The organism is Leptospira wolffii serovar Khorat str. Khorat-H2 (genome assembly GCF_000306115.2).
Classification (GTDB): Bacteria; Spirochaetota; Leptospiria; order Leptospirales; family Leptospiraceae; genus Leptospira_B; species Leptospira_B wolffii.
In genome coordinates this window covers 612,659-638,600 of sequence record NZ_AKWX02000007.1, presented here as the reverse complement: position 1 = coordinate 638,600, position 25,942 = coordinate 612,659, and the positions used below count along the sequence as shown (strand labels likewise).

Below are 25,942 nucleotides of genomic sequence, written 5' to 3'. Positions count from 1 at the left end.
TTTTTATTTCTTTTCGGACTCGAACTCCCTCGGATATAGACGAAAAAGAATTTCCTTCTCCAAGATTCCTAGACCGATAAATTCCTTTTTGATGGTTTGAATAGCTTCTTCTTTCCAATAATTATTATTCCGATTCGCTGCGGCATAAGCTCCGATTATATTCGTGATATATGTGATCACGGATATTCCGGAAACGGTGTAGAATAAAACTCCCGTTGGCTCCGCCACATAAAGCGCGTAACTCGCGGATATCAGTACCAAGTTTACGAAAAACGAAGTCACTCCTTCCGCAAACTGATCGCTATAAACCTGACCCGCTCCCGGCAATAGCGCGGAAAGAAACGCGGATCCGTAGGGGTTCTTAGAATTTTCTTCGACCTTTTTCCCTTCTTCTTCCCGGAATCGGACCAACCTTTCCTTTTCCTCTCCTTCCTGAGCGGAAATGCCGGATGATTCGTTCTTAGAAGCGAAATCAGTGAGAGTGATAAAATAAATCAAAGTCATCTCCAGTTTCTCCAGCCTGCAATCCGGATAGAAACAATTGGAGTTCCTTTTCGGCTCTTTATAATCCTTATGTGTTTGGACCAAATTGGAGAAATCGTAAAGAATCCGAATACGAATATCGTCGAAATCCTTTTCGGTCAGGGAGGATCCGATCTCCCTTCCTTGGCGAATTAAGGAGAAGATTCTAAATAAACGCACATCCTTGCAATCCGCACCCGTTAAAATTCGGCTTAGCTCGATTTCAGTCTCCAAGTATCTTTCGGACTTGTAATATTGGATCGCGTTTTGAAGCATACTCTTCTGTAAGAAATCCAGCTCGCAGCCGGGCATGGAAGAGGAACGTAAAGGAAATGATCCGCAGACTAAAAATAGCAGCGTTAATAGCACTGAGTTTCGGATTCTATTCATTCTGCCAAACTTCTTCGGGATCGGAAAGAAACGAGGATGCATTCTTTCTGAATAAACTCGTTCTGGATCGGGTAGAAAAACACCAAAGCAAGGACAGGAAATTCCAAAATGTATCCTGCCCTATGCATCCGTCCTGTTCACAGTTCGTTAAGGAAGAATTCCGATCCAGCGATTTTATCTCCGCCTTTTTCTTTTCCCTCAATCGTATCCTATACGTGGAGAATCGATTCTTGGATTCCTGGGGACTGAAACGTTATATGTATGAGAAAGGAAGAGGAAGATTGGTCTCGGACAAACCGATCGACCAATCTCCTCGAGATCTAGACTCTTTTAAATCCGAATTTAAAGACGATTAGCGTCCAATTGGTAGAAATAGCCTTGGCCGTTTTTAAAATCGTGATTCCCCAGATCGTTGCACTTTTCCGAGTCGCAAAGTTTCACATTCTCCCTCTGTCCGGAAATGTACGCGAAGTCTTCGCTCTTTAAAACCCGGGTCCCCACGATCATTTCCATCCCCTTAGGAAGGTGGACCATCACCAGAGCGGAATCTTCCCGGAGAGTCGTCTTATCGAACGCCTCATCAATGGTGTAATGTTGGTAGGATTTAGGTCCGACTACCCAAAGAAAAGGAAATAGGAAACAGATACCTCCGATCAATGCGGGAATCTTAATCTCCGTCGCAACCGGTACGATTCTCAAGACCTTTCTGTCCTTTTTGATTTCAAAGATCCGGCTTTCGAAAACGCCGTCGTTCATCTCCATTTCCAGAGGAGTCTTACCCATTCTCTGGCCGAAATAATAGATATCCAATCCCTGCGGATCCGTATTTACGCGAACCGTAGTAGTACATTGCATCAAAATAAGTATAAGGGCGAACAACGTTTTTTTCATAATAGATCCGTAATTGATTTATTTGAGATACTTTATGGAAATCGATTTCAGTCAACGTAGATTTCCCTGAGAGTCGATTTATTCGATCGAATAGATCCCGGTCGGACTTCCCATCAAACTTCCTCCCTGGTGTATGTAGAGGATTTTACCTCCCCATTCCCCCTTTTCGATCCGTTCTTCCATAGCCGCTAAGGATTTGGCGGCGTAAATCGGCTCCAAATAGATCCCGGTCCTTTTATAATATTCCAAACTCTTGAAAATCCATGTACTATCTTTGGAGCCGAAACCGTAAGCGGTCCCCTTAAGATCCCTCGGATCCTCCATGCCATCTCCCAAATGGGATAAGAATGTCCTATCCAGTCGGGGGATATTTTCCCGAAACCAAGGAATCATTTTTTCCCGAGATAGTCCGATGCAAATTCCGGAAACTTCCGTTCTTCCCCAATCCTTTGCGGAAATCCAGGTCAGGCCGGAGCCGATATCGATTATGACTCTATCAAATTCCTTTTCCGGAATTTCTTCCCAAAGAGAATTGAGTCCTTGAAGAGCCTCAGAGGAAAAAAAATATTCCGGCAATATCAGTTCTCCGGTTTTAGGAAGGAACTCCAGACCGGCGGCGGAGCCCCCTATTCTTTCTGAAACTTCCCCGGTATTTATAGATTCTTTCCAGACTTCCCTCGTGGGAAAGATACTAATTTCGGAAAATCTTTTAGCGATTTGAGAAGCAGGAGTGACTAAGATCGGGTTTCTAGAATAGACCAGGCTTCGGACGGGAATTCCTAGATACCGAAAGAAAAGAACCCCGGATAAAACCGCGTTTGAATGCAGATTTCCGACGATCCTTACTTTTCGGATTTTGCCGTTTTTCCAAAACGGGAGGATCGCATGGTAGATCCCGAGCAATTTTCTGATTTTTGTGCCCTGAGAATAGAAGATCCGATCGTCTCTCTTTACATAGACTTCGACGTTTTTGGAGCGAAAGAGGAATTGGATCGGAGTCCGAATCGCGAAAATTGCGTTCGGATCCATAGGCATTTAATCTCCCGTTTTGAGAACGGCCAAGAAAGCTTCCTGAGGAATTTCCACGTTTCCGATTTGCTTCATACGTTTCTTTCCTTCTTTCTGCTTCTCTAAGAGTTTTTTCTTACGGGTAATATCCCCACCGTAGCATTTCGCGGTCACATTCTTCCTGAGTGCGGAAATACTTTCTCTGGCGAGAATTTTTCCTCCTACTGCCGCCTGAAGAGGAATCATGAATTGGTGGCGAGGAATGATCTCCTTTAATTTTTCTATGATCTCCCTTCCTCTTTGCTCCGCCTTCGATGTGTGGACGATCATGGATAATGCGTCCACAGGCTCTCCGTTCACCAGAATGTCCATTTTTACGAGTCGGGAAGCCTTATAACCGGAAGGCTCGTAATCCAAGGAGGCGTATCCTCTGGTAAGGGATTTTAACTTATCATAAAATTCGAATATTAGCTCGGCGAGAGGAATCTCATAGGTCAACTGAACCTTGTCCTGGGAAAGATACACGGTATCCAATTGCATCCCTCTCTTTTCGATGGCCAAGGTCATGATATTTCCGACGTATTCGTTAGGAGTGATGATGGACGCTTTCACATAAGGTTCTTCCGTAGCTTCTATGAGAATCGGATCCGGAAATTTGGAAGGATTGTCTATATCGAATACTTCTCCCTTCTTCGTTCGAATCGTATACTTAACGGAAGGAGCGGTAGTAATGAGATCCAGGTTGAATTCTCTTTCGAGACGCTCCTGAACGATCTCCATATGCAATAGCCCCAGATATCCTACCCGGAAGCCGAATCCTAAAGCCGCGGAACTTTCTTTTTCGTAGACCAAGGCCGCGTCGTTCAGCTTCATCTTCTCTATCGCATCCACGAGTTCCTCGAACTGTTCTCCCATGATAGGAAAGAGGCCCGCGAAGACCATCGGCTTTGCATCTTTGTATCCCGGCACCGCCTCTGCGGCCTGATTGGAATAGAGAGTAACCGTATCGCCGGTTCTCGCGTCGGAGACCTTTTTGATCCCTGCGATGATATAACCCACTTCCCCCGCGGAGAGGATATCGGTAGGAGTCAAAGTGATTCCCTTGATCCCGACTTCGTTTACCGTGAAGTCCTTTTGGCTACTCATTAGAAGAATGCGATCGCCTTTCTTTACGGTTCCGTCGAAAACTCGGATCTTGATCACGACCCCCATATACGGATCGAAATACGAATCGTATATCAAAGCCTTGAGCGGACCCTTCGGATCTCCTTTAGGCGGAGGGATCTGTTTTGTGATCTCTTCCAAGACCGCCTGCACATTCAGACCGGTCTTTGCGGAAATCGCCACCGCATTCTCCGCGTCCAATCCCAAGCTATCCTCGATCTGTAGCTTAGTCTTTTCGACATCCGCAGCAGGAAGATCCACCTTGTTCATCACCGGGATGATGGCGAGATCCTGTTCCATAGCGAGATACAGATTGGCCAGAGTCTGGGCCTCCACACCTTGGCTCGCATCCACGATCAGAAGTACTCCCTCGCATGCTTTGAGAGAACGAGATACCTCGTAGGTAAAATCCACGTGACCGGGAGTGTCGATGAGGTTCATGGTATAGGTTTTGCCGTCCGCCGCCTGGTAATTAAAGGTAGCGTTATTGGCCTTGATGGTGATTCCCCTCTCCCTTTCAATATCCATGGAGTCGAGAATCTGGTCTTTTTTAGTCCGATCGTCCGTGATCCGGCCTATCTCCAAAAGCCTGTCGGCAAGGGTGGATTTACCGTGATCGATATGAGCGATAATGGAAAAATTTCGTATGTATTGTTGGCGGTCGGACATTGCTAAAAACAAGGTCCTCGGGGATTCCCCCCCTGAAAAGTCTTTTACGAGGGGGATCCAGATCGAAAGTCCGGGTTAAATCCGGAAAAGGAAACAGTAGATCAATAGTCTCCGTAAATCGTGCCTTCCGGCTGCAAATTGGAGCATTGACCGAAAATGGACGAATAAGTAGGAGACAATCCTAAAACTCCGAAGAGTTTGATCTCGCTCACGCAGGAATCTATATCCGCCTTCACGTAATATTCGCTAGGTTTGATTCCGGCAAGAATCGTCGGTAGCAGGATATTTTGTGTATAGACGGATGCGTTATAATCTCCGGTAGAAATCGCATAAATCAACGCGGAAGTTGTCGCTGCGTCTTGGATCATGTCCTGAGCTTCCTTGCCTTTGTAACGATCCGTAAGCCCCGAACGGTTCAAGAGAGCACAATTCGCGAAAACGGAAACAAGGATTAAAACTAATAGAAACTTGAGTCTCATCTAAAGACCTCGTTTTAGAAAAATTTTGACAATTTGGATTCTTAAAGAATCCTCACCTCGCTTACAAGAAGTTTTAAACCATTCCCAGAGATTTTCCGACTTTTTTAATCAGAAGAATATCGATCAACGGAGGATCTTCAAACCCGCCTCTTCCATCTTCTCCCGATCGCATGCAAATTTTGCGATATCGATCTGCTTGTGATGATCGAATAAAAAAGTAGTCATTCTTCCCACAAACCTACCCTGGTATTCCTCCTCCACGAATCGCAGCCAGGAAGCGATATCGATGGCTTCGTGACAGAGAAACTCGTAATCGAAATTAGTCACCGGATCGAAATATTTCTTTCTGGGATTATAAATCTTTTCCTCATCCAGAAGTAGTACATTCTCCAAAGTAAAAGGATAATCCTTCAGTCCTCCCGCCAACCCTAGTTGATAAAAACCTTCCGCGTCTTTCTTGGTTCTAAACGCGGTAGTGCGAGCGTCCGCGAAATAGGAAAATGTTTCCGGACGAAATTCCATTCTGATCCTGGAGTTGCCTATCGTATTTCCAGGATACGCCACCTGGTGGTCCAGGACAAGAGAATCGGAATCGCCCGGTTCCAAAATACAATATCCCTTTTCCCAGACCATTGCGAAAGGATTGGAAACGGATATCTTAGGCCTCTCGGATCCTTTACGCAAATTGCCCCGCATTCCTTCTATATAAGGAAGATCACAATCATCGAATGTAGGAAAACTGGATTCCGAAAGTTCGAAATCGGCGTAGATTCCGAATGCCAAAAGCCATGCGAGAGGATGCTCTATGATCTTTATCTCTCCCAGTTGAATATTATGATTTCCTTTATGGCATAAGGAAGGATCCAATTCGTATCTACGATCGCCGAAGGTAAAACTGGAACGTTTTCCGAGTGCAGGAGATACTCGAATCTTAGAATCCTTATTTTCGAAGGTCGCTTTTCCGCTTACAGTGAATTCGGATGATAAGGTGTAGGAGAAATTTTGATCCGGAACCTCCACTTTTCCTATAAAGAAATCGGGAAGTTCCCTGAACTCCGGATTTCTCGTTCGAATCAAATCCCCGATTCTTTCGGATTCGGTAAAAACCTGGGCGTCCATATTATGTTCCTATTATAAAGGACGATTTACCCCTTCTATCAGAAGAAAACTCCAGGAAAGAGCTCCTAAATAAACCAGAAATGTGGGAATGGCCCAAAGCAATTTGGTTCTAAGAGGTTTATGTTCGGTATGGAAATATGCGAATGTGGAAAATACGCCCAATAATAGTTCCGGAAGAAGCACGTACACCGCCACATGCCCGATTAAGGAAACGTTTTGTGCATGCCAAACAGGAATGAGCCTCATAAACTCCTCGGAGAAAAGGAAAATCAGAAAGGATACGATACCCGCCACCGCATATTTGGAAATAGGGTTCGCCTCAGGATATCTTTTTGCGAATCGGGTAGCGGAGAATATGGTAAGAAATAACGGGATAGTCCATAGCCCGACCATATAAGCCGAAACTGTGCCGATCTTAAAAAAACCGTCGTCCGGAAAAACTAAGACCCCTAAGACCCGAGAAAGAAACCAATCCGGAAAGACCTGCAGAACGCTTACCGGAAAAACGAACAGAAAAATATCCATCCATCTATCGTGCTTCCATATCTGAGCCACGATCGGAAGAGAAAGATTATATACTAAAACTAGAAAGAACATTCTCCAACCGCTGGGAGTGGGAATCGGTAAGAGAAGAACTATGATACATAGTAAGGCGAAGGCGCCGTGAAAGAAAAGAGCATGCTTCTCGGTGGTTTTCATTGGGGGATTTCTATTCAGGAAGCTACGATTCGCAATCCTTTTTTCGGGCTTTTCCCGCTTGATTTATTTCCCCGTGACAAAAGGATTTCAGGAAAATTCTAAAAGAGCTAGGAATCATAGGAAACAATATGTCCAAATCCTCTAAAATCTCGGCGATCCGAGCGCGTGAAATCATGGATTCCCGCGGAAATCCCACGGTAGAAGTGGATGTAAAATTGGAAGACGGGTCTTTCGGTCGCGCAGCCGTTCCCTCCGGAGCCTCTACGGGAGAATACGAAGCGGTAGAACTCAGAGACGGAGACAAATCCCGCTACTTGGGTAAAGGGGTCCTGAAAGCCGTCGAGCATGTGAACGTCAAAATCAAAGATCTTCTGATCGGAGAGGACGCATTGGACCAAAACCGCATCGATGCTTTAATGCTGGAAAAAGACGGAACGAAAAACAAATCCAAATTAGGCGCAAATGCGATCTTAGGTACTTCTCTCGCAGTCGCCAAGGCTTCCGCCTCTCATACCGGACTCCCCCTTTATCGTTATATAGGCGGAAATTTCGCGAAAGAATTGCCTGTTCCCATGATGAACATCATCAACGGAGGAGCTCACGCCGACAATAACGTGGACTTCCAGGAATTCATGATTCTTCCCGTGGGAGTACATAGCTTCCGAGAGGCTCTTAGAGTGGGAGCGGAAGTCTTCCATAGCCTGAAATCCGTGCTCAAATCCAAAAAATTGAATACTGCAGTGGGAGACGAAGGCGGATTCGCACCCGACCTGGCAAGCAACGTAGAAGGCTTGGAAGTGATTCTGCAAGCCATCGAAAAAGCAGGCTATAAACCCGAAAAAGACGTATTATTGGGTCTGGACGCCGCTTCTTCCGAGTTTTTCGACAAATCCAAGAAAAAATACGTTCTGGGAGGAGAAGGAAATAAGGAGTTCACCAGCGCCGAATTGGTAGAATACTATTCAAATCTTGTCTCAAAGTATCCGATCATTACTATTGAGGACGGACTGGACGAGAACGACTGGGACGGCTGGAAACTCTTAAGCGATAAGCTCGGTAAGAAGATCCAGTTGGTGGGAGACGATTTATTCGTAACGAATATTGAAAAGCTCTCCCAGGGAATCGCGTCCGGTGTGGGAAATTCCATTCTGATCAAGGTAAACCAGATCGGAAGCTTATCCGAAACCCTCGCCTCCATCGATATGGCAAAGAAAGCGAAGTACACCAACGTGATCAGCCATAGATCGGGAGAAACGGAAGACGTTACGATCTCTCATATAGCCGTGGGAACCAACGCCGGTCAGATCAAAACCGGATCCCTCTCTAGAACGGATCGTATCGCTAAATACAACGAACTATTGAGAATCGAAGAAGAACTAGGATCTTCCGCGATTTACAAAGGGAGAAATACGTTCTATAATCTCTAAACTTCTATGGGCATAGGTCTTGCGAACAGGCTATTCTTTCTTCTGGTTTTCCTATCCGGGATGTTTTACTTCACGGTTTTGGGAGAATCCGGTCTGGTCGTAAGATCCACCCTGGAAACCAATCTTTCCAGTCTTCGTTTGGATGTGGAAAGATTGGAATACGAGAATCGTCAGTTGGAAGAACGCCAAAAACTCCTAAGGGACGATAAGGTCGCCTTGGAAAAGGAGGCCCGTAAATATTATCTTCTCTCCGAAAGCGCACAAATCATAAAATTTCGGGAACCGGAACCCAGAGTTGAGAACCGTCCCGTCCTCGCCTCTCGTCTAATAGCTTTAAGAGCGGATCGGAATCTTCCCGTTCCGCCTATCCAGTTGCTTCGCTTTTTTTACATTTCCTTTGTAGCTTTCGTATTTATTGGAGTTTTCAGGAAATTACGGAGGAAGAAACTGGAACAACGAAGTGCTTAGGAGCTAGAATGTCCGAACCAGAAAAGATCAGCGAAGTTATAGAAGAACTAGCTGGTAGCAAAATTTCAAAAAAATTCATAGACCATCGGAAAATTTTCCTCTGGGGCGCCGTTACCGACGAGTCCGCCAAAGACATCGTGGGCAAACTACTCTACCTGGAGATGTCCGATCCCGGAAAGGAAATCACTTTTTATATCAATAGTCCGGGCGGAGTCGTTACCTCCGGTTTGACTATTTACGATACCATGAAGATGATCTCTTCTCCAGTTCATACGGTATGTATGGGACTCGCTGCGTCCATGGGTTCCGTGCTTCTCGCAGCCGGAGTCAAAGGCAAACGCTCTATTTGGCCTAACGGTAAAGTCATGATCCACCAACCGAGTATCGGAGGCCAAATCGTTGCCCCCGCTACCGACCTGAAAATCCAAGCCGAAGAGATCCTAAAGACTCGGGCAAGACTCAACCAAATTCTCGCGGACGCCTGCGGGCATCCGGTCGCAAAGTTGGAAGAAGATACGGACCGCGACTATTATATGGACGCGGACGAAGCGATCAAATACGGAATAGTGGATATACTCGCCACTAAGATCGATTTCCCTAAAACCGGAAATTAGGTTCAACGTTGTCCGGCGTTCCCACGATAGAAGAAGCCATCCGCTCCTTTCTGGATACTCAACAGGAAGGAGCGAATCGATCCGATTCAGAAATGGCCACCCTATTACTGGAATTTTCGGCCCTACTCTTCGAGAATCCGGAAGAGGGTAAATCCGAAGAGATTTTGATCCACCATCTCGGATCCTTCGAACTGGACGAATTTCTGAATTTCTACCTCCAAGATATGCATCCCGACGACGCTCATATCGTAAAAAAGGGAAAGGAATTCCTGAAGAAGTTCCGTAAATTCCTGGATAAGCGTTCCCTTCTCGCGGGAGAACAGAAAGAAGACTGGAAAGAATTCTTTCAAGAAAACGGAATATAATAAAAAGGTATGGAAGGCCATAGCTTTCGCCCCAGGCGTTTCGTTTCCGGAAAACACGCGCAAACCATCTATAGCACTTTATTCCCTCCGGAAAATCCTCTTCGTAGCACGTATTTTTCGGAGGATATTCTACTCACTCTGAGTGGAGATTCGGGAGAAACCCTTTGGTTGGAGCATAATCCGCCGACGGAAGGCTACCGCAAATCTTCCGTTCCTTGGAATGGATATTACATTCTCATGATACATGGAATGGAGGGTAGCGCGGATAGTTCCTACCTGGTTTCCATGGCAAGCGTGGCTTTGGAAAGGGGCTACGGAGTCGTCCGAATGAATCTGCGGAATTGCGGTAGAGGAGCCGGTTTCTCAGGCACTTCCTATTACGCGGGACAATCCGAAGATTTGCAGGACGTTTTGGATTATATCTTCGATTCCTTATCTAGAAAGATATTCGTATCCGGCTTCTCCCTATCCGCAAATCTACTCTTAAAATTTTTCGGAGAATCCAGAAACCATAAGGCCTCGGCATTCTCGGCGGTTTCCCCTCCTCTGGATCTGGCTAAGAATTGCGTTTTCATAGACTCGCTTTCTGGCAGATTCTATAGAAATCACTTCGTCAGCAGCTTTAAGAAAAAAATGAAGAATGGAACCATCCGACTGAGCCCTAAGATGCAGGAAGATGCGCAAAGAATCCGCACATTCTTCGATTTAGACGATCTGATTACCGCTCCCATGTTCGGATACCACAGCGCGGTGGAATATTATAAAGCTAATTCGTGTATAGGTTATATCCAGTCGATCCGTCATCCGGGTATCCTAATCCATGCGGAAGACGATCCGGTCGTTCCCATATTCGAATGGAATTCCATTCCTTGGAGCAAACTCACTAACTTAAAAGTGATTTTAACGAAGAAGGGAGGACATGTGGGCTTCGTATCCGATTCCAGTCCAGAGATTCCCGACGGGAGGTGGTTGACCAAAATTCTGCTGGATTATTTCGATTCTAGAATATAAATTGCCGGTGGGCTTGAAAGACTCACAGTGAAGGCAAAACCTCCGGCACACAAACCCAAAAAACCCCTTCCCGCATCCTTCTTCGTCGTGGTTTCCTACGAAAATGAGGAGGCATACTATCGCTTCAAAGAGAAAGCGGAAGACACCTTTTCCCAAACTCTTTACGAATCCAAACCTCTTCCGAAATGGAGCCATCAATTCGAGAATTTCCTGGATTCTCCCTTGGGTAGATTCACAAGGATACTCTCCTTAAAGCGTAGAATTTCCCGGGAAGAATTGCCAAGCCTCCAAAAAGAATGCCAGAAGTTCCAGACCGCTTTAAGAAAATCGGACGAATCCTTTCGAGTGTTTCCCGGATATTTAACTCCTTATAATCTAGTTCTTGCGACTTTAGAAGAGGATCTGCATAGAATCTACCTCTTCCACGGAGTATTCGCGGAGATCGTATATACCTACCAGAGTCAAAAATGGATCCCGCAATCCTCAGCCTCCGAATTCTTCAAACACCCCGAAGTTATATATTTTTTTACTAATTTAAGAGAATCGTATGTTCTATCCCTGGAAAAACGCTGATAAAATTCTTTTCGCCCTCCTTCTTTCCGCATGCCAACCGGCGAATCTCGCCGTCGAAAAGGTGGAATTATGCGACTATTTCACGAGAGACGGTGTGTGTAGGGAACCTAGTCCCTTAAATAAAAAATATTCGGTGGACATACCGAACGATAAGAAACCCCAGACTTGGGAGGATCTTTCCAATTTCCTTTACTTCCATGCCCGTGAGACTCCGGGATTCATCCTAAGAATGAACCGAAAATTCAGTCCGGAGGAAAGATCCCAAATCCGCGAAACCTATTTTGCAATGTACGAATTCTCGGGAGTGCGAGGTAAAATGGAGGGTTTTGAAATAGGAGAAGATTGGATTGGTTCCTTTAATTACCTAGGAAGCATGATCAAGGAAAAACAAAAAAAAGAGAATCGATTGAAACTATATCCGTATGAGACTTCTCTCTTTCCTAGCGACCTGGAATTTAACTGGACTGCCAAAGGAATAAGCGGATCCACCAAGACTAAGATTGATTTCGTTTATCATGTCCTGCCCGCTGCAAATTAGGGAATGAAAACTTATTTTTTCTTTCCGCTTTTTGCTCTCAAATGCCCCCTCTGCTGCTTTTCTACGTTAGAGGGCTCCTCGGTCAAAACACGCTTAATAAAATCCCCAACACCTGCTACTTGGTATTGAATTGTATTCAGCAAATCTGCAACAATCTCCGAGTCGGGAAATTCCCATAGAATTTGATTCGATTCGTCTACAATGGCAAGATGTACGGTTCGATTCCAAAACGGATACTTCTTAGTAATTCCCGCAATCGCCTGAAAGGTAAGTGAAGCGATCGCTTGCGCAGAACCGTCCTTATCCACTAAAATGTTTTCGGTAAAAATCATCAGAATTTTACCCTCGAATTTAGTCTTATAGCAATCGCTTAAATAATCCTTCTCCGTTCGCTTTTTATCAATCTTCGCAACAGGGACTTTCGACCACCGAATTTCTCCATCGCGGGTTTTATCAATTAGGCGAAAAATAACTTCACGAAAAGGAATCGAATTTTTAGAACTCATAATTAGGCTCCGATTATATCTCGGTCCATTTGGGATTCCGATATAAATTCAGTTGCATTTCTCAATTTTTTGTATATTCGGAAAGCGGAATCTCTATTCTGTAGTCCCTTTTCGTATTTGCGAATTAATCTTAAGGCTTCCTTCAAATCAGAGCCTTCCGAGAAGGAAACCTTCCCTTTCAATGACTTACACCAACTACCGATGTCAATCAGAAGCAATTCGATACTTGGCCGTTCATTCTCATAATTATTAATCATAGAATGTAAACGGGATATTTCACTCCGAATCTTTTCCAATAACTGCGGAATTCGAATTCTCTGTACATAATAATTCTTTATCTTCCAAGTAAGATGAAGAATTATTAAAGAGATGATAAAAGAAACAAGACTAACCCAATCCGCAACTTTTGCTACGATTATGTCCACGCGATTGCCCCTTTTATCTTAAATCGAATCTAATATTTCGCGAATAAAAGCGTAGGATCCAAGAATATCTGAGAGGGCTCCAATCCTAAAATCCAAATAGCCAAGCTTCCCAAAACCACGGCGGAAACCACGGGGATCAGAAGATTATCGTCCACCACTCCGTTCCAATACGTTCCGCTATACAATTCTGTTACAGCGGCTGCGACCACAGCGGGAAGAATAAGAATCAGATTCTCCCAAAAGGATCCGCTTCCGAAATGATAAATCCCGAAGGTTCTAGAATCTCCCTGGACCAAATATACGAACCAGATTCCGACCAAGGCGGAGGAAACCAGAAACGCCACGATCCCTTCCTTGGATTTCCCGTTGGAGAAACGGTTTTTTCCGTAATGGGTTCCTACCCAAGCGGCCATCGGATCTCCGATGACCAGGAACAAAAGGGATAGTATCGCAATATCCGGAGGAAAGAATAATACTACGAAGGTGATGGAAAGAAAATAAGGAAAAGTTCCGTTGATCCGATACTTCTCCTCTTCCTTGAGTAGAGGGCCGGCGATTTTCACGAATAGGGACTGCACGAATCCGATCTTGAATCTGGAAAACTCCAGTAAGACCAATAAGGCCAGACAAAACAAAAGTATCAGAACTAGAACCGCTCTAGTCGCGTAAACGAGTCCATAGGCTCCCTGAAAAATATCCAGATAATAACAAACCGGAAGGATCAAGCCGAGCATATGCCAAGCTTTTCTGAAATAATTGAAGGAGGTTTTCTTTTCGGATTTCATCTTTACATCTTCCAGAATGGAAACATATTTTCTTTTTGTCTAAAGCAGAACGTTTTGTCAGCGTTTCGAGGCGATTTTTAAGGCAGCCTCTTCGTCTCCTGCGATGAGAAAGAAACCGTTTAAGCCTGCCATCTTGAATGCGTTGATTACGGGTTTGGAAATATTTACTAGTACAAGTTTGTTCTTACTGGAAAAACTGACCTGGCTCACTTCCTTTAAGGCCTGAACTCCCGTAGAAGATACCAAATGCACGTCCTCCATATCCATGATCACAGCGCTCTGGCGCACGGCGACGGAAAGCGCATCCTTGAACTTTTTCTCCGTAAAGGAGTTGATAGAACCCTGCAATTTCAGAACTTGAACGCTGTCTATCTTTTCCGTCGAGATGATGATCTCGTTAAGAATCATAGCTGTTTCCCGATTCGCCACGATACCGAGATTTCCAAATAGATACAAATGGTTTTTCTTTTCTTTTCCACCGCCTTCCTGTTTTTCAAGACTTACGGATTTCCATTCTCAGGAGCTCTTATTCTCTGCCTCACCCTAGCGCTTTCCCAATTTCATTCGGCCAGAAGCTTGAGGCCTGGCGTAGGATTTTTATTCTTCCCCGCTTGTCTCTGTGTCCTGTCTCTTTGGGACGGTTCCTCTCCGGAAGATATTCTGGATCTATTATGTATCAGCTTGGCCGGGATCGTTTCCGGAGGAGGCTTTTCCTTCTTGAGCAATCGATCTCCCGCCTTTAAAGAGGCGGTCGGTCTATTGCTTCTGGCCTCCTCCTGCATTCTGGCCTACGCCCGTAGAGATTTCTCCCCTTTCTTAGTTCCTCTTATGGCGGTTATAGTGATTCCTTTCTTTTCCAAAGGATTCCGTATCGCGGTTTTAGGTTCTTTTTGTGTCGCCTCCTTGATATGGCTCTATTTTACGGATGTCTCCCCGGTACCGGAGCCTTCTTTTTATAAATCCATTCTTCTGTATTTAGGATTAGGATGGGTATTGACTCGGGGAAGAATCGATCCGGTAAGTCGTCTCTTATTTTTCGCATTCTTTCTCCTTATAACCGTTTCTCGCCCAGGTAAGGAGTTCGCTCTCTTCTCTTTAGGCCTCTTCTTTTCTTACTTGCAAGAAGGCACCCTGGGTCCAGAATCCGGAAGTGAGATATAGAAGCTTCGGATCGACTATTCATGAAAATTAAAGTTGCTCATCTTTTACGAAAAACGGAAGAAATCGACAGAGATTTGACCGAGTTGGGTAAGATCAAAGATAGAATAGCAGCGGATCGGGATTACTCGGAGTCTCTTCGCGAATCTATCGGTGCGGAGATGGAAAAATTATCCTCTCAAAGAAAGGATATGCTCGCATTATCCACTAAGGAAACTCCCGCTGACTGGAGTTCCCCTTCTCTTCCTTCAGGAGCAAGAGCAGCCGAAGGTCTATACCAGGATAACGAAAAGCGACTGACCCGAGAAATATCCGTTGAAATCCAAGGTAAAAAGGAACAACCTGTCCGAAAGACGATTCACAAATACTAGCTTCTTCCCGAATCTGGTCCAACCATCAATTAAAACGAAAGAAATATGAACAAAAAGATACTTGTACTCTCCCTCTTGTCTCTGGCCCTCTCCCAGTGTAACCTGGACTCCGACGTTCTCGCTTCCTTTAAAGGCGGAACCATTACCAGAAAAGAATTACGGAACTTTTATAAACTGATGAATGCCGGCGGACGCAAATCCGAACCGAATCATCCTACCGTCGAAGAGCAGACTCAACTTCTGGACACCTTAGGATTATTCAAGTTGATCGCACAATACAATGCGGAGAAAAATCTTGTCTCCGATGCGGAATCCGAAGTCTTCCTAAAAATCACACGCCCTCAATCCGCTTACGCTTATCTCCAAAAAGAATTAGCGGATAAATTGGAAGTGGAAGGGAAATTGAAGTTCGCCTTCGCAAGAATCGCACTCGTAGCTTCCGCCGACGCGAATGCAAACGCTTCCACGGAAGCGAGAGCCAAAGATATCTTGGAAAAAGTACAACAGATCTCTTCCAAAAAGGATGTGGCTAAATTCATCGCGGAAAATACAGACGAAAGTTCCAGAAAAGCGATCGGAGGACTCCTGGAACCGCAATGTTTAAATTGCGGTAACGATCCTATCTCGGAAATCACAAACGAAGCCGCGGATAAATTAGGAACCTGGATTGTGAAGGAACTCATAGAGCCTCAAGATCCTAGAATGCCCGCTCCCCCCGCAAACGCTCCTAAGCCGAAGAGATTCTTGGTAATCCGAGTGGAAAAGGTGGAAACCATCTACGCAGGTAGACTCGGAAAATTCTTCCAAAGAGAACTCGGAAAACTGAAATCCATCGCTTCCAACTATGTCAACACTCCAGGGCTTTCCGAACAAAGCAAAGCGGATGCTAAACGTCATTATGCGGATCTAAAAGTGGACGATTTCGCTCTTAGATACGAAGAATACATGAAAAAAAGATTCTTAGGAAACGCCGCTATGGAATTGGAAGAGCGTGTGATCAAAGACGCCGGTTACCAAGCGGCTACGATCACCCAGGAAAATTTCAATTCCTTTAACGACGAATCCGTCCTACTCACGAATACCAAGAACGGTGAGACGGTTAAATACAAAGATGTCGTAATAGAACTCAGACAACTTGCGGCCGCAACCGGACTAGACGCCGGAAAGCTCGAGAACAAGACTAACGTATTACAATTCTTTAAACACCAATTTATTTGGTATAAAATCGGCGATCAAAGCAAAGAGATCAAAAAGGTATACGAGTCTCAGCAATTCCAGGAAGAATTCGCTCTGATGAAATTATACAGCCTCCAACCTTTAGTCTTCAAGAAAGTTCTTCCAGCCAACTTGGACGTAAGCGAAGCGGAGATCAGAGAGCAATACGAGACAGGCAAACTATTCACTTATGCTAAGCCTAATCCGAATAATCCTCAAGACAGAGTCCCTCTTCCTTACGGAGAGGTTCGAGAGAAAATTAAGGACGAGTTGCTTAGAGCCAAAAGGCAAGGACTAGCCAAAGAGTTCACCCAAAAGCTAAAGACCGATTATCAGTTCATAGTTGATTCCAAAGAACTGAAACCCGCCAAAATCTAAAGGATGACAAATAGCAAGGGAAAAGGTTCCCTCTTTTTCCCTTGCTTCTAACCCTAAATCATTAGGGTTTTCGACGATTGGCCTACCGACCGTTTTCTAAATACCTAAAATAGGGTATTTACTTTTCGCGAGGCATAAGCTCAAATCGCTTGCTTCCTAAAGTCTGTTCTTTTAGTATTAGCCTACTTAGGAAAAAACTTCTATCCAGAATCCGAATGGAGAGTGATGGAAATTTATTCTTGAGGCTAAGCGACCTCTTAATAAAACGGTAAAAAAGGGGAAAAGAATGAATAACCACATCTATATGCTCCGTAAAAAACGGGGTATCAAACAATACGATATGGCAAGAGCTTTGGGTGTATCCCCTAGCTACCTTTCCAAGATCGAAACAGGAAGCCAAGCTCCTACGGAAAAGTTCAGACAAGCTTGTGCAAAATATTTGAAAACCACATTAGATAAACTTTTTAACGAGAGCCCGGTCGAAGAGGTTTACCCTGAATTCAGCCAAGGCCTCACCAATAAACTCTGGGCAAAACGCAGAGAATTGGGAATCAAACAATACGATATGGCGAAGAAACTTAAGGTTTCCACCCCGTTCCTTTCCAAAGTGGAATTGGGACTTTTGGAACCCCCAGAAGAATTTAAGAGCATGGCCTCTAAGGTCTTAAAAATGAAAAAAGAGGAATTATTTCTACATAAAGTAGAATTCTAATCCGAAACAAACGGGGAGCTTTTCCGCTCCCTGTAGTGCAATATTGCACATTCTTTTCCCTTATAAAAAAAAACCCCGGTATTTACCGGGGTTTTTTGTTTTAGCTCGCTCTTTCCTCTATTTATTTTACGGAGACTTTTCCTCCCGAGTAGTCCAGAGTGATCTTTTGACCGTTCTGAAACTCTCCTTTCAGAATGAAATTGCTGAGAGCATTTCCGATCTCCCTTTGGATCAATCTTTTAAGAGGTCTAGCACCGTATTCCGGATCGAATCCTTCTCTTACGATATGCTGCCTGAGCGCCGGAGTATAAGCCACTTCGAGTCCGTTTTCCAGAGCCTTTTTACTCATGGCCATCAACTGCAATTCGGCGATCTTCGCGATCATCGTCTCATCCACGGAACGGAAGAGTATCACTTCGTCCAATCGGTTCAGGAACTCCGGCTTGAAATGTTTCTTCAAGCGTTGGTCCACCATTCTTTCCTTTTCTTCCTGACTATATTCTTTCGAGCTTAGTATCTCGGAACCTATATTGGAAGTCAGAATGATGACCGTGTTCTTAAAGTCCACATTCCTACCCTTGCTATCCGTTAGCCTACCTTCGTCCAGAATCTGTAGGAAGATATTGAACACCTCTGGATGCGCTTTCTCCACCTCGTCGAATAGTATGACGGAATAAGGTCGTCTTCTCACCGCTTCCGTGAGTTGTCCTCCTTCGTCGTGGCCGATATAGCCGGGAGGAGCTCCTATCAAACGAGATACGGAATGTGCCTCCATATACTCGCTCATATCTATCCGAAGCATCGCGTTCGGATCGTCGAAAAGAAAGTCCGACAATGCCTTGGCCGTTTCCGTCTTTCCCACACCTGTAGGTCCCAAGAACAGAAAGGTTCCGATGGGTCGGTTTGCATCCGAAATTCCGGCGCGGGATCTGCGAATCGCTTCGGAAAGCAATTCCAGCGCATGGTCCTGTCCTATCACCTTGCTCTTCAAGGAATCTTCCATACGAAGTAGCTTTGCCTTTTCTCCCTGGAGCATCTTGGATACCGGAATGCCGGTCCAACGGGATACGATATTGGCGATATCCTCCTCATCCACTTCCTCTTTCAGAAGTCGACTGGATCCGGAAATCTTCTTCAATTCCTCGTTCGCTTTTTCCATTTGCTTGGAAAGCTCCACGAGTTTTCCGTATCGGATCTCCGCTACTCGGTTGATCTCTCCCCTTCTCTCCGCTTCCGCTTCTAAAAGCTTGTAACGGTCCGTTTCCTCCTTGATCTCCTTAATCTTGGAGATCTTGGATTTCTCCAGGTCCCAACGAGCCTTTAGATTGCGAAAAGTCTCTTCCTGTTCGCTTAGCTCTTTGACCAGATTTTCCGTCCTCTGCTTGGAAGCGGGATCCGTTTCCCTTTTTAAAGCTTCCCTCTCTATTTTCAGGGACTGGATTTTCTTACTCAAACGATCCAATTCTTCCGGCATGGAATCCATTTCGATTCTCATCTTGGAACTGGCCTCGTCGATTAAGTCCACCGCCTTATCCGGTAGGAATCTATCGGCTATATAACGATTCGATAAAGTTGCCGCCGCTACTATCGCGGAATCCAGTATTTTGATTCCATGGTGCAATTCGTATCTATCCTTTAGTCCGCGAAGAATAGTCACAGTCTCTTCTACGCTGGGCTCCTTCACGTAAACCGGTTGGAACCTTCTCTCCAAGGCAGCGTCCTTTTCTATATATTTTTGGTATTCCTTGAGAGTGGTCGCACCTATACATCTGAGTTCCCCTCTGGCAAGCAAAGGTTTCAACATATTAGAAGCGTCCATGGCTCCTTCTTGGGCCCCCGCCCCCACCAGAGTATGGATCTCGTCTATGAATAGAATGATATTCCCCTCGCTATGCTTTACCTCGTCCAAGGTGGCCTTGAGGCGCTCCTCAAATTCTCCCCTGTATTTGGCGCCTGCGATCATGGCTCCCAGATCCAAAGCGTAGATGATCTTACTCTTGATTCCCTCCGGAACCTCCCCTTGGATGATCTTACCGGCGAGTCCCTCTACGATCGCGGTTTTTCCGACCCCCGGTTCTCCGATCAGCACAGGATTGTTTTTCGACCTGCGGGATAGAACCTGGATGGTACGACGTATCTCCTCGTCCCTTCCGATCACAGGATCCAATTTTCCGGCCTTGGCCAGCTCATTTAAATTTTTGGCGTATTTCTTGAGAGCATCCGCTTTATTTTCAGGAGTGTCGTCCATAATAGGTTGTCCTTTTCTAAGTTCTAATACTGCGCTTAACAATTTCGGATATTCTAATCCGAGCTTTTGGAAGTCCTGGCGCAGGGAGGAGGTTCCCGATTTCAGAAAAGCTAATAGAACGTGATCAGTGGATAGATACTCGTCCTTTAGCTCCGCGCGGATCCTGTCCGCATTTTGTAGAAGTGCCGCCGCTTCTCTAGAGAATCCTTTTTCGGATCCGCCCTCTACTCTCGGAAGTTTGAGAATAGAATCCTCGGTCCTTCTTCTGAATTCCTGTAAAGGAAGCCCTAATTTACCGAATAAAGGCGGGGCAAATCCGTCTCCCTGCCCTAAAATCTTAGCGATGATATGCTCTTCCTTGATTTCGGGATTTTTCTCGTAGGAAGACTGCGCTTCGCTTAATGCTTCGTTTAGTTTTAATGTGATCTTGTCTAATTTCATATTTCTAACGATCCGATCCTAGGATTTCCAACTTCAATGGTTAGACAGGTCTGGCCCAAGTTTTTCTCAATTTTTCTGCCAGATAGTCAGAGACAATTTCTTCAGTCTTATGTCCCGTTTTTTTCCAATCCAAGAATGGAAATCGTTTTGACAATGAACCTTCCTGGATTGGGATTATAAGTTCCACTCACCCTTCGGACAAGTGAAACGGGTTCGAAATTCCTAGGCGGATCGGAATTAAATGTCAAGTCAGTCTCCCAAAGAAAGTTGGAAATCTCGTACAGGACTCATACTTACCGTCGCCTCCGGTGCGATCGGACTCGGGAATTTCCTACGATTTCCCGGACAGGCGGTCCAAAACGGAGGAGGTGCCTTTCTCCTGCCTTATATAGTGAGTTTTATCTTAGTGGGAATCCCTGTTTGCATAACCGAATGGGTGATGGGGAGAATGGGCGGCGACCAAGGTCATAGCTCCCCCAACCTTTTTCGCTCTTACTTATCCGGAGTTCCTTTAAGACTCTTAGGGGCAATCGGCGTTACCATCCCCCTTCTCATCTATGTATATTACGTTTTTGTAGAGGCTTGGTGCCTTGCTTACGCCTTCGATTTCGTGACAGGACAGGTCAATCTCGGAGGCCCGGGAACCGACCAAGGAGTTTTGATCCAAAACGCCACGGAACATTTCGAAACTCTTGTAGGAGCGAGAGAAAACGGAGCCGCCATAGAGGGTAAGATTTTTTACGCCACACTGGCCTGCTTTCTCATGAATTTCATACTCGTTTACAGAGGGATCGCAAAAGGGATAGAGGTATTCGCCAAGATCGCGGTTCCATCCATGCTCATCTGCTCCACAGTCGTTCTTGTCAGAGTTCTCACTCTGGACGGAATCGAATTGGGACTGGCTAAAATGTGGAACCCGGATTGGTCCGCTCTGGGAGAAGCTAAGGTTTGGATTTCCGCCGCCGGTCAAATATTCTTCACTTTATCCGCGGGCTTCGGAATCGCCCTCGTATTTTCAAGTTATCTAAAAAAGGAAAATGACGTCGTTCTCTCCTCCCTATCCGCCGCTTCGTTAAACGAATTCGTAGAAGTGGCCTTCGGGGGTATGATCACGATCCCAGTGGCGTTTTTATTCTTAGGTGCGGCAGTTACCTCTTTCGGGACCTTCGGAATGGGATTCATAGCACTCCCTTCCGTTTTCGCTCTCATGCCGGGCGGACAAATCTTCGGAGCGCTTTGGTTCTTCGTTCTATTTTTAGCCGCCCTCACTTCCTCCGTTACCATGCTACAACCTGCGATCGTTTTTCTGGAAGAGGCCTTCCATATACGACGTAGGACCTCCAGCATCATTCTTTTCCTACTCACCTTTTCTCTTTCTTTTCCGATCCTGTATTTCAATAAGAATTTCAACGCTTTGGACCAGGCGGATTTCTGGGTGGGAACGGTGCTCATTTATATTCTCGCGACACTGCAAATTCTAATCTTTGGTTGGGTGATCGGATCCAAAAAAGGTTTGGAAGAAGGAGACAGAGGTTCCCATATTCGACTCCCTCGTTTTTTCTGGTGGATCATCCAATATGTGACTCCCGCTTTCCTTCTCATCGTATTCGGAATGTTTCTCTACCAAAATCTCGGCTCTTATACCAATAAGATGAGCGTGGATTGGATGGTGGAACACGCAGCCCCCACGGTCTCGGCAGCCGAGGCCACAGTACAAGCTCTCGTATCCCGTTATGTGTTTATCGCGATTTTAGTCGTATTCGCATTACTCTATCTTTTAGTGCATATCAGCCTAAAAGGAAAGGAAGAAGCGGTAGTGGAGAAGGACAAAAGCAAGAATAAGATCCTACCTTTATTCTTCGGGGCTTTCGTTCTCGTCCTAAGCTTTGCGATGTTTTTCTTTCCTTACGGAGGAGTCTCCGGTTCCCAAGCGGCTTCTCCGGAAAGCTCTGGCAATTTCCTGACTTTCGACGGATCCCTGATTATGTGGACCTCCTTAAGTTTAGTGACTCTTCTGTCCTTATATTGTATCATCAAATTGTTCCAGACTAGGAACGAATGAGGTAATTTGGGCAGGGCGGAAGAACAATTTGCAAAACTATCGGGGATTTGGCCCGACTTCGAATCCAGACCGGGCCAGATACAGATGGCTAATAGCGTGGAGACATCCTTTCGCGAAGCCAAGCATCTGATCGTAGAGGCGGGAACGGGAGTGGGAAAATCCCTGGCCTATCTAATACCCGCCGCGTTAAGCGCTATCGCGAACGAAGAAACCGTGGTCATTTCCACGGAAACGAAAGCGCTGCAAGACCAGCTTATCCGTAAGGATATTCCTTTAGTATCCGAAATTTTAGGAGAGGAAATCAGGGCGGAGATCGCCATGGGAGCCTCCAACTATGTATGTAAAAGAAAATTAAGCCACGTTCTTTCCCAGGGAACCTTCGGTCCGGAGATGATGGATCATCTGAATTCCTTCAAGGATTGGGTTTCCGTTTCTTCCTCCGGAAGAAGACAGGAATACGACGGTTTTGCCTCTCCCGATTTTTGGTCCAAGGTAACTAGAGAAGCGGATTCTTGCCTTGGTAGAAGCTGTCCTAATTTCTCGAATTCCTTTTATTTCTTGGAAAGGGCCAAATGGCAGAAGGCACATATTCTAATCGTAAATCATCATCTTCTTGCGGCACATATCGCGTCGGATTTCAATATTCTCCCCGAATTTAAGAAATTGGTAATAGACGAAGCTCATAATTTTCCGGAGACATTGGGTTCCGCGTTTAGGATCGAACTCTCCTCTCTGGAGATCCAAAAGCTTTTACAGAATGTTTGGAACTCCCAAAAAAAATCCGGATTGGGTGCCAGATTAAATTCTCCTAAGATTAACGAACTCGCAGGCCAAGCGGGAGATAAACTTTTTATCTGCTTCAATCGTCTTCTGAGTGAGTTACCTCTGAATTTTTACGGCTCCCAAAGGATACGTAGGCCTCTCAAAATGGACGGGGGAGATTTGGAATCCGTGCTGGATTCTCTCCAAGAGTCTCTATTTTTAGAGCTAAAAAAATACTCCAAGGATAGCGAAGAATTGGAGGAAAAGGAAATCGCTCTCGAGATAGAGATGCTCGCGGGTAGAATCGGACAGGTAGCGGAAGGATTGCATCTATTCCGAACCATGGACGCGGGGGAGAGAGTGTATTGGGCGGATCCTCCGAATACCAAGACAAAGGAGATGTTTCCCAAACTTCTGACCCAACCTTTGGAATCCGAAACGATTCTCAGAGAAGTACTGGAACCCAGAACCGAAAGTATCGTATTCACTTCGGCGACCCTGGCCACGAACAAAGGAGATCTGAAATATTTCGGAGACAGGATCGGGCAACTTCCTTCTCGTTCCAAACTCGTGCCTTCTCCTTTTCCTTACGAGAAGAATGCACTATTGTTTCTACCGAAGGATATCAAGGATGCCACCGAATCCGCGGAAAGAAACGCAGCGGATCTATCCCGTTACATCCTGAAATTGATAGAGCTGACGAACGGAGGAACCTTCGTATTATTCACTTCCAACAAATCCTTAAACGAGATCATAGAAACCATCCGACCTCTTACGGATCTTCCCATATTCTCCCAATTGGAACTAGGCCCTGAACTTGCGAAAACGCGGTTTTTGGCCGAAAAGAATGCGGTGCTTTTCGGAGTTTCCAGTTTTTGGCAGGGGATCGATATACGAGGAGACAAACTTAGGTCAGTCATTCTCACCAAACTTCCCTTCCAACCCCCGAACGATCCCGTTTTAGAAGCAAGAAGCGAAAAATTAAAAGAGAAAGGAGGCAATCCTTTCAAGGATCTGCAATTGCCTTACGCTACGACCATTCTCAAGCAGGGATTCGGTAGATTGATTCGCTCCGAAAAGGATACGGGTATCGTGAGTCTTTTGGATTCCCGCATTTGGACCAAGTCCTACGGGAGAGACCTTATAGACGCGCTTCCTCCGGCAAAAAGAATCTCCGAATGGAACCAACTCAAATTAGAATATTCTAAACTTCCCAAATACGATGCAGGAGTCGCCGTATGAAATCCATTTTAAAGACGATTCTCCTGGGCCTGATTCTATCCTCGTTTGCGGTTCTTGCCTGGGAATCCAAGGACAAGACGGAAACGATAGTGGATTGGAAAGCAGGAGAGATCCGTAAGACCGTGGATATCAAGCTTCCTAAAATCGTTTTTCATCCTGACGATCCGGATTTCAACAAGGAAGGAACGGCTAAGAATCTGACTGAGGCGAGAACGATCGCCAAAGAAGCGGCCAAGGAAGAGATTAAGAAATATCTCTACCGAGGGATGGAGAATCTGAAATTGGATTCGAATCTTCTTCTCCGGGAAAAAATCGCAGAAGACGAAAGGTTTCGCGAGATCTTTCAGGAATTATACGAAAAGGATCCGATAGAGATCCAAGCCAAATGGAAAGGAAATCGCTTGATCGCCACAGGTATACTTTCGCTCAAAGGAAAAAAAGGAATCTTCACCCATATTCTTTTGCCTTACGCCTCCGAAAAATTTCCGGAACCAAGTCAGAATCGAAACCCCGACGACGAATACACGGGCCTAATCGTAGATGCGAGACATTTAGATGTGGATCCCGCGTTATTCTCGGAAATCCGGAACGAGGATGGAATGGCGGTATATTCTCCCTATTTCGTGAAGAAAAGTTCGGTGGTCAATTTCGGATATATCCGTTATCTAACTCGTCCTAAGGACGCGATGAGGGAGGAAGTTTCAGGCACGAGACCCTTATTTACCACTGCCTTGGGAGTATCCGGAAAACTCTCCGCGGACTTGGTCATATCCAACGAAGATTCGGAGAGAATTTTGGCTTCCTCGAAATCCAAGGAAGCCTTGCAAAAAGGTAAGGTTATCGTCCTTCTTGGGAGACCAGAGAAGTAAATACTTCTTCCGCTTTCTTATAGGATTCGGAGAATAGATAAGCGTAACCCAGATCCAATAACTCTTTTCGGGAGAGTTCTTTTTTTCTGGATTCGTATTTTGGAATCTCTCGAATGACTTGAGAATATTCGGTTACCTTTTCCTCGTAACTAGGAATTTCCCCCGCTCCGGGCAGTTTTTCGAGGATGCTTCTCGCCTCGTCGAATTTTCCGATATGAACGAAGCAGAGACCGAGAGCGGCGAGCACGTCCCTGTCTTCCTTTAAGGTTTCCGTATTCTCCTTAAAAGTGCGGAGAGCCTCTTCGAATTTTCTTAAATGATAGTTGGAAAAGAATTCCAACCGACAGAAATAGGAATCGTTGAATAGAACCTTATATCTTTGGATGAGATCGGAAGACGCTTTATAAGAAGCGATTTCTTCGCAGGTCTTGATTCCCGTTTTTAGAATGGCGTAGGATACGGGGCTTGAGGAAGCCTTGAAATACTCGTGGAATAGACGGGCCGCTTCCTTGGTGTTTCCTTCGGATTTTTGCAAATAGGCTCCGAGCAATGGACTCAGAACCGTTTTTCCCTCCAAGGGAAAATTATTCGCGGTACTGATTCCGGATTCGAATTCACCCACCGCCCGCAAATGATTCAAAAACACGTTCTTGGGATTTCTCTCCGCAAGACGTGTTACCTCTTCATACGCTCCCGTTTCAAAAAGCTCCCAAGCGGATTCTTCCAACGAGATTTGAGTAGAAAGGGCCGAACTCTTAGCCATATGATACCTCTATTCCTGGTATCGGCTTGGCCCCGATTTTTAAGTCGTTTTTTTTGGAAAACGAGCCG

General features: G+C 45.4%; 26 protein-coding genes and 1 pseudogene. 15 read left to right on the top strand and 12 right to left on the bottom strand.

Going from position 1 to position 25,942, the window contains the following annotated elements; translation table 11 throughout:
• Positions 1-3: 3 nt before the first annotated feature.
• Positions 4-798: a hypothetical protein gene (locus LEP1GSC061_RS07185; RefSeq protein ID WP_156844507.1), complete on the bottom strand. Its 795-nt coding sequence runs from the start codon at positions 796-798 to the stop codon at positions 4-6.
• A 56-nt stretch (positions 799-854) separates the two neighbouring features.
• On the opposite strand from LEP1GSC061_RS07185, the gene LEP1GSC061_RS07180 reads away from it, so the two are divergent.
• Entirely contained in the window at positions 855-1,268 is a 414-nt protein-coding gene (locus LEP1GSC061_RS07180; protein WP_016544859.1) for a membrane protein insertion efficiency factor YidD, read from the top strand.
• On the opposite strand, the gene LEP1GSC061_RS07175 is transcribed toward LEP1GSC061_RS07180, so the two are convergent.
• The 6 genes from LEP1GSC061_RS07175 to LEP1GSC061_RS07150 all read right to left on the bottom strand — a co-directional run bounded on the left by LEP1GSC061_RS07175 (position 1,255) and on the right by LEP1GSC061_RS07150 (position 6,941).
• Positions 1,255-1,803 (bottom strand): hypothetical protein, encoded by a 549-nt coding sequence (locus LEP1GSC061_RS07175; RefSeq protein WP_016544709.1) that lies wholly within the window; start codon positions 1,801-1,803, stop codon positions 1,255-1,257. The genes LEP1GSC061_RS07180 and LEP1GSC061_RS07175 overlap by 14 nt on opposite strands.
• Before the next feature lie 78 nt (positions 1,804-1,881).
• Positions 1,882-2,832, bottom strand: a complete 951-nt coding sequence (locus LEP1GSC061_RS07170) for a hypothetical protein (RefSeq protein ID WP_040508244.1) — start codon at positions 2,830-2,832, stop codon at positions 1,882-1,884.
• Between the two features lie 6 nt (positions 2,833-2,838).
• The gene (gene lepA / locus LEP1GSC061_RS07165) at positions 2,839-4,644 is read right to left on the bottom strand and encodes a translation elongation factor 4 (RefSeq protein ID WP_016544960.1); all 1,806 of its coding nucleotides are present in this window, start codon (positions 4,642-4,644) and stop codon (positions 2,839-2,841) included.
• A gap of 101 nt (positions 4,645-4,745) precedes the next feature.
• Entirely contained in the window at positions 4,746-5,123 is a 378-nt protein-coding gene (locus LEP1GSC061_RS07160; protein ID WP_016544872.1) for a TIGR04452 family lipoprotein, read from the bottom strand.
• A gap of 123 nt (positions 5,124-5,246) precedes the next feature.
• A complete protein-coding gene (locus LEP1GSC061_RS07155; RefSeq protein WP_016544696.1) occupies positions 5,247-6,242 on the bottom strand; it encodes a UDP-3-O-acyl-N-acetylglucosamine deacetylase in 996 nt (331 codons plus the stop codon).
• A gap of 12 nt (positions 6,243-6,254) precedes the next feature.
• On the bottom strand, positions 6,255-6,941 hold the full coding sequence (locus LEP1GSC061_RS07150; protein ID WP_016544585.1) for a DUF6989 domain-containing protein: 687 nt from the start codon (positions 6,939-6,941) through the stop codon (positions 6,255-6,257).
• Positions 6,942-7,069: 128 nt separating this feature from the next.
• Between LEP1GSC061_RS07150 and eno the strand changes: the two genes are divergently transcribed.
• Genes eno through lcpA form a run of 7 tightly spaced genes read left to right on the top strand, consistent with a single transcriptional unit; the run spans position 7,070 to position 11,937 of the window.
• Entirely contained in the window at positions 7,070-8,368 is a 1,299-nt protein-coding gene (gene eno / locus LEP1GSC061_RS07145) for a phosphopyruvate hydratase (RefSeq protein WP_016544644.1), read from the top strand.
• Positions 8,369-8,374: 6 nt separating this feature from the next.
• Positions 8,375-8,836 (top strand): FtsB family cell division protein, encoded by a 462-nt coding sequence (locus tag LEP1GSC061_RS07140; protein WP_016544185.1) that lies wholly within the window; start codon positions 8,375-8,377, stop codon positions 8,834-8,836.
• Between the two features lie 8 nt (positions 8,837-8,844).
• The gene (locus tag LEP1GSC061_RS07135) at positions 8,845-9,450 is read left to right on the top strand and encodes a ClpP family protease (protein WP_016544344.1); all 606 of its coding nucleotides are present in this window, start codon (positions 8,845-8,847) and stop codon (positions 9,448-9,450) included.
• Between the two features lie 8 nt (positions 9,451-9,458).
• Complete coding sequence (locus LEP1GSC061_RS07130; protein ID WP_016544479.1) at positions 9,459-9,815, top strand: hypothetical protein; 357 nt, start codon at positions 9,459-9,461, stop codon at positions 9,813-9,815.
• Between the two features lie 9 nt (positions 9,816-9,824).
• Positions 9,825-10,826: a YheT family hydrolase gene (locus LEP1GSC061_RS07125; RefSeq protein ID WP_016544469.1), complete on the top strand. Its 1,002-nt coding sequence runs from the start codon at positions 9,825-9,827 to the stop codon at positions 10,824-10,826.
• Positions 10,827-10,853: 27 nt separating this feature from the next.
• Positions 10,854-11,399 (top strand): DUF4416 family protein, encoded by a 546-nt coding sequence (locus LEP1GSC061_RS07120; RefSeq protein ID WP_016544876.1) that lies wholly within the window; start codon positions 10,854-10,856, stop codon positions 11,397-11,399.
• Positions 11,374-11,937: a complement regulator-acquiring protein LcpA gene (gene lcpA, locus LEP1GSC061_RS07115; protein ID WP_016544583.1), complete on the top strand. Its 564-nt coding sequence runs from the start codon at positions 11,374-11,376 to the stop codon at positions 11,935-11,937. The genes LEP1GSC061_RS07120 and lcpA overlap by 26 nt, the downstream gene beginning before the upstream one ends.
• Positions 11,938-11,948: 11 nt before the next feature.
• Here the strand turns inward: lcpA and LEP1GSC061_RS07110 are convergent, their stop codons facing one another.
• The 3 genes from LEP1GSC061_RS07110 to LEP1GSC061_RS07095 form a co-directional block, all read right to left on the bottom strand.
• Complete coding sequence (locus LEP1GSC061_RS07110; RefSeq protein ID WP_016544216.1) at positions 11,949-12,443, bottom strand: hypothetical protein; 495 nt, start codon at positions 12,441-12,443, stop codon at positions 11,949-11,951.
• Positions 12,444-12,897: 454 nt separating this feature from the next.
• Positions 12,898-13,653, bottom strand: a complete 756-nt coding sequence (locus LEP1GSC061_RS07100) for a diacylglycerol/polyprenol kinase family protein (protein ID WP_016544504.1) — start codon at positions 13,651-13,653, stop codon at positions 12,898-12,900.
• Positions 13,654-13,710: 57 nt separating this feature from the next.
• Positions 13,711-14,061 carry an STAS domain-containing protein gene (locus LEP1GSC061_RS07095; protein WP_016545062.1) on the bottom strand — a complete coding sequence of 117 codons (351 nt, stop codon included), beginning with the start codon at positions 14,059-14,061 and terminating at the stop codon, positions 13,711-13,713.
• Between the two features lie 48 nt (positions 14,062-14,109).
• Between LEP1GSC061_RS07095 and LEP1GSC061_RS07090 the strand changes: the two genes are divergently transcribed.
• From LEP1GSC061_RS07090 to LEP1GSC061_RS07075, 4 genes are all read left to right on the top strand, one after another.
• Positions 14,110-14,814 carry a membrane protein gene (locus LEP1GSC061_RS07090; protein WP_016544726.1) on the top strand — a complete coding sequence of 235 codons (705 nt, stop codon included), beginning with the start codon at positions 14,110-14,112 and terminating at the stop codon, positions 14,812-14,814.
• Between the two features lie 20 nt (positions 14,815-14,834).
• Complete coding sequence (locus LEP1GSC061_RS07085; protein ID WP_016544825.1) at positions 14,835-15,182, top strand: hypothetical protein; 348 nt, start codon at positions 14,835-14,837, stop codon at positions 15,180-15,182.
• A 45-nt stretch (positions 15,183-15,227) separates the two neighbouring features.
• Entirely contained in the window at positions 15,228-16,775 is a 1,548-nt protein-coding gene (locus LEP1GSC061_RS07080; RefSeq protein ID WP_016544450.1) for an LIC12015 family putative lipoprotein, read from the top strand.
• Between the two features lie 304 nt (positions 16,776-17,079).
• Positions 17,080-17,487 carry a helix-turn-helix transcriptional regulator gene (locus tag LEP1GSC061_RS07075; protein ID WP_016544245.1) on the top strand — a complete coding sequence of 136 codons (408 nt, stop codon included), beginning with the start codon at positions 17,080-17,082 and terminating at the stop codon, positions 17,485-17,487.
• 121 nt (positions 17,488-17,608) lie between these two features.
• On the opposite strand, the gene clpB is transcribed toward LEP1GSC061_RS07075, so the two are convergent.
• Entirely contained in the window at positions 17,609-20,176 is a 2,568-nt protein-coding gene (clpB, locus tag LEP1GSC061_RS07070; RefSeq protein WP_016544404.1) for an ATP-dependent chaperone ClpB, read from the bottom strand.
• Between the two features lie 241 nt (positions 20,177-20,417).
• Between clpB and LEP1GSC061_RS07065 the strand changes: the two are divergent.
• The 3 genes and pseudogenes from LEP1GSC061_RS07065 to LEP1GSC061_RS07055 form a co-directional block, all read left to right on the top strand.
• A pseudogene (locus LEP1GSC061_RS07065) lies at positions 20,418-21,986 on the top strand (sodium-dependent transporter); the annotation flags it as partial.
• 258 nt (positions 21,987-22,244) lie between these two features.
• Entirely contained in the window at positions 22,245-24,242 is a 1,998-nt protein-coding gene (locus LEP1GSC061_RS07060) for an ATP-dependent DNA helicase (RefSeq protein WP_016544746.1), read from the top strand.
• The gene (locus tag LEP1GSC061_RS07055; RefSeq protein WP_016544465.1) at positions 24,239-25,111 is read left to right on the top strand and encodes a hypothetical protein; all 873 of its coding nucleotides are present in this window, start codon (positions 24,239-24,241) and stop codon (positions 25,109-25,111) included. Before LEP1GSC061_RS07060 ends, LEP1GSC061_RS07055 begins: the two co-directional genes overlap by 4 nt.
• On the opposite strand, the gene LEP1GSC061_RS07050 is transcribed toward LEP1GSC061_RS07055, so the two are convergent.
• Positions 25,080-25,874, bottom strand: coding sequence for a tetratricopeptide repeat protein (locus LEP1GSC061_RS07050; RefSeq protein ID WP_016544865.1), 795 nt, complete (start codon positions 25,872-25,874; stop codon positions 25,080-25,082). The genes LEP1GSC061_RS07055 and LEP1GSC061_RS07050 overlap by 32 nt on opposite strands.
• Positions 25,875-25,942 lie beyond the last annotated feature (68 nt).

Excerpts from the sequence above, each read along its gene's own strand:
- LEP1GSC061_RS07185 (WP_156844507.1), bottom strand. The coding sequence starts at position 798 with ATGCTTCAAAACGCGATCCAATATTACAAGTCCGAAAGATACTTGGAG.
- LEP1GSC061_RS07180 (WP_016544859.1), top strand. The coding sequence starts at position 855 with ATGATCCGCAGACTAAAAATAGCAGCGTTAATAGCACTGAGTTTCGGA.
- LEP1GSC061_RS07175 (WP_016544709.1), bottom strand. The coding sequence starts at position 1,803 with ATGAAAAAAACGTTGTTCGCCCTTATACTTATTTTGATGCAATGTACT.
- LEP1GSC061_RS07170 (WP_040508244.1), bottom strand. The coding sequence starts at position 2,832 with ATGGATCCGAACGCAATTTTCGCGATTCGGACTCCGATCCAATTCCTC.
- lepA (WP_016544960.1), bottom strand. The coding sequence starts at position 4,644 with ATGTCCGACCGCCAACAATACATACGAAATTTTTCCATTATCGCTCAT.
- LEP1GSC061_RS07160 (WP_016544872.1), bottom strand. The coding sequence starts at position 5,123 with ATGAGACTCAAGTTTCTATTAGTTTTAATCCTTGTTTCCGTTTTCGCG.
- LEP1GSC061_RS07155 (WP_016544696.1), bottom strand. The coding sequence starts at position 6,242 with ATGGACGCCCAGGTTTTTACCGAATCCGAAAGAATCGGGGATTTGATT.
- LEP1GSC061_RS07150 (WP_016544585.1), bottom strand. The coding sequence starts at position 6,941 with ATGAAAACCACCGAGAAGCATGCTCTTTTCTTTCACGGCGCCTTCGCC.
- eno (WP_016544644.1), top strand. The coding sequence starts at position 7,070 with ATGTCCAAATCCTCTAAAATCTCGGCGATCCGAGCGCGTGAAATCATG.
- LEP1GSC061_RS07140 (WP_016544185.1), top strand. The coding sequence starts at position 8,375 with ATGGGCATAGGTCTTGCGAACAGGCTATTCTTTCTTCTGGTTTTCCTA.
- LEP1GSC061_RS07135 (WP_016544344.1), top strand. The coding sequence starts at position 8,845 with ATGTCCGAACCAGAAAAGATCAGCGAAGTTATAGAAGAACTAGCTGGT.
- LEP1GSC061_RS07125 (WP_016544469.1), top strand. The coding sequence starts at position 9,825 with ATGGAAGGCCATAGCTTTCGCCCCAGGCGTTTCGTTTCCGGAAAACAC.
- lcpA (WP_016544583.1), top strand. The coding sequence starts at position 11,374 with ATGTTCTATCCCTGGAAAAACGCTGATAAAATTCTTTTCGCCCTCCTT.
- LEP1GSC061_RS07110 (WP_016544216.1), bottom strand. The coding sequence starts at position 12,443 with ATGAGTTCTAAAAATTCGATTCCTTTTCGTGAAGTTATTTTTCGCCTA.
- LEP1GSC061_RS07100 (WP_016544504.1), bottom strand. The coding sequence starts at position 13,653 with ATGAAATCCGAAAAGAAAACCTCCTTCAATTATTTCAGAAAAGCTTGG.
- LEP1GSC061_RS07095 (WP_016545062.1), bottom strand. The coding sequence starts at position 14,061 with ATGATTCTTAACGAGATCATCATCTCGACGGAAAAGATAGACAGCGTT.
- LEP1GSC061_RS07090 (WP_016544726.1), top strand. The coding sequence starts at position 14,110 with ATGGTTTTTCTTTTCTTTTCCACCGCCTTCCTGTTTTTCAAGACTTAC.
- LEP1GSC061_RS07085 (WP_016544825.1), top strand. The coding sequence starts at position 14,835 with ATGAAAATTAAAGTTGCTCATCTTTTACGAAAAACGGAAGAAATCGAC.
- LEP1GSC061_RS07080 (WP_016544450.1), top strand. The coding sequence starts at position 15,228 with ATGAACAAAAAGATACTTGTACTCTCCCTCTTGTCTCTGGCCCTCTCC.
- LEP1GSC061_RS07075 (WP_016544245.1), top strand. The coding sequence starts at position 17,080 with ATGCTCCGTAAAAAACGGGGTATCAAACAATACGATATGGCAAGAGCT.
- clpB (WP_016544404.1), bottom strand. The coding sequence starts at position 20,176 with ATGAAATTAGACAAGATCACATTAAAACTAAACGAAGCATTAAGCGAA.
- LEP1GSC061_RS07055 (WP_016544465.1), top strand. The coding sequence starts at position 24,239 with ATGAAATCCATTTTAAAGACGATTCTCCTGGGCCTGATTCTATCCTCG.
- LEP1GSC061_RS07050 (WP_016544865.1), bottom strand. The coding sequence starts at position 25,874 with ATGGCTAAGAGTTCGGCCCTTTCTACTCAAATCTCGTTGGAAGAATCC.